This window comes from Mesorhizobium sp. M7A.F.Ca.CA.004.12.1.1, assembly GCF_003997835.1.
GTDB lineage: Bacteria > Pseudomonadota > Alphaproteobacteria > Rhizobiales > Rhizobiaceae > Mesorhizobium.
The window spans coordinates 1-1,049 of the sequence record NZ_RZRK01001274.1 but is presented as its reverse complement, the minus strand read 5'-3'; the positions used below and the strand labels follow the sequence as shown (position 1 = coordinate 1,049).

The 1,049-nt window shown below is 57.6% G+C and carries 2 protein-coding genes and 1 pseudogene; 2 read left to right on the top strand and 1 reads right to left on the bottom strand.

The annotated features are described in order from the left end of the window. Nucleotides 1-221 precede the first annotated feature (221 nt). Complete coding sequence (locus EN984_RS35730) at nucleotides 222-311, top strand: putative RiPP precursor (protein WP_127271493.1); 90 nt, start codon at nucleotides 222-224, stop codon at nucleotides 309-311. Nucleotides 312-525: 214 nt separating this feature from the next. Further along, nucleotides 526-624 (top strand): putative RiPP precursor, encoded by a 99-nt coding sequence (locus EN984_RS35725; protein ID WP_127271495.1) that lies wholly within the window; start codon nucleotides 526-528, stop codon nucleotides 622-624. A gap of 61 nt (nucleotides 625-685) precedes the next feature. Here the strand turns inward: EN984_RS35725 and EN984_RS35720 are convergent. Further along, nucleotides 686-1,049 (bottom strand): annotated as a pseudogene (locus tag EN984_RS35720) (hypothetical protein); the annotation flags it as partial.

Sequence of the window (1,049 nt, the reverse complement as noted above, 5' to 3'; positions counted from 1 at the left end):
GCGACAACGACCAGGGCAAGCGCGAGCAATCTGTCGGCACCCTTGTTCATTGAAATCCCTCGGGCGTTGTTGCGGCCCTCACCATGTGACGGTTGCCCCGCATGTCGACGTCGAGACTATCAGCCGCAAGCTCGTGTCGCCAAGAGCCCGTGTGGACGCCCGGCTTGGTTGACACATCTTGCGTATCTGCCATTCTCGCGTAGGGATGAGGAGAGATTACCATGAAGAAGACTTACGCGAAGCCGGCTCTCGTCAAGAAGGGCAAGCTTTCAGCCGTCACGGCAAACGGCTCGACCAGCGCCACGATATAATCTGGCACACTCTTGGCCGAAACGCGCCTGGCGCTGGAGCAATTCCAGAAAAAGCATCGAAGGCCTTCGATCCGGGATGGCGTAAACAAGAATTGGAGGGCGGGCGCCTTGCCGCTCCTCCTTGGATTTATTGCAGTTTTACCGATTCCAGCCGCATGGTTGACAGATGGCCGCAGTCTGGCATCATCGGATCGGGATTTTAGGAGAGTCTGATATGAAAAAGATCTATGTGAAGCCATCGTTCTTGAAAAAAGGCCGGTTGTCGGCGATCACTGCGGCCAACGGCGCCTCGATTATTATTGTGCCGGGCTGACCGTCAACATAACCTGATTGAAGCGGGGCGAAATTTCGCTCCGCTTTGGCATGCCTAAATCTCAGCGCGTTAAGACCAGATCGTCCACGACCATTTGCCAATAGTGCTTCGTCGACAGGCGAACACGCGTTACAGCTTTGAGCATTGGGGCGTAGTGCAGCGGCGTCAGCGCCGACAGCGTGACCTCGTCGCTTGCAATCAGCTGCTCGCCAAGCCAGCTTTCGATCAGCGCCACCTCCCCTTCTGACGCCAGCCAGGCGGCGCTCAGCATGACCGAGTGAAAGCCGAACGGCCGTTCGCAGCTGAATTCGGCCGGCAGCCCGCTGCTGGTGTAGAGCACATGGTCGCCGGAAACATTGCCATTGACATAGCCCTGGCTATCCTTGGTGAAGTCGCGGGCCATCGCATTCAGGTTGCGCCACGCC

What these genes read in the sequence shown, in the direction of transcription:
- EN984_RS35730 (WP_127271493.1), top strand. Translation starts at nt 222, where the DNA reads ATGAAGAAGACTTACGCGAAGCCGGCTCTCGTCAAGAAGGGCAAGCTT.
- EN984_RS35725 (WP_127271495.1), top strand. Translation starts at nt 526, where the DNA reads ATGAAAAAGATCTATGTGAAGCCATCGTTCTTGAAAAAAGGCCGGTTG.